At 43.4% G+C, this 265-nt stretch carries 1 pseudogene; it reads left to right on the plus strand.

Annotation, left to right across the window (positions count from 1 at the left end):
• Positions 1 to 23: 23 nt before the first annotated feature.
• Positions 24 to 265, plus strand: a pseudogene (locus F1003_RS18830) (hypothetical protein); the annotation flags it as partial.

Genomic DNA, 265 nt, shown 5'->3' on the forward strand with positions numbered 1-265 from the left:
CGCTTCTTTTAATCGGGGAGCAGATGAATCCCGAATACGTTCGTCAGATTATAAACCTGACCCAGTCTACATCTGCCTCTTACTTATTGATGGCTAGTTTGGATATTTCACGTCGCAACTTGGCCCTTCGTGGTAAAGAGTCGTTTGAGGAAGTCATTGAGCTATCCGAGTACGCTCGTCATGAAATCAATGCCATTGGCGGTTACTATGCTTACTCAAAAGAGTTAATAGATGGTGTGTCGGTCTGTGATTTTGATGTAACCAA

Origin of the sequence: Winogradskyella ouciana (assembly GCF_009709615.1) — a bacterium.
Lineage (GTDB): Bacteria > Bacteroidota > Bacteroidia > Flavobacteriales > Flavobacteriaceae > Winogradskyella > Winogradskyella ouciana.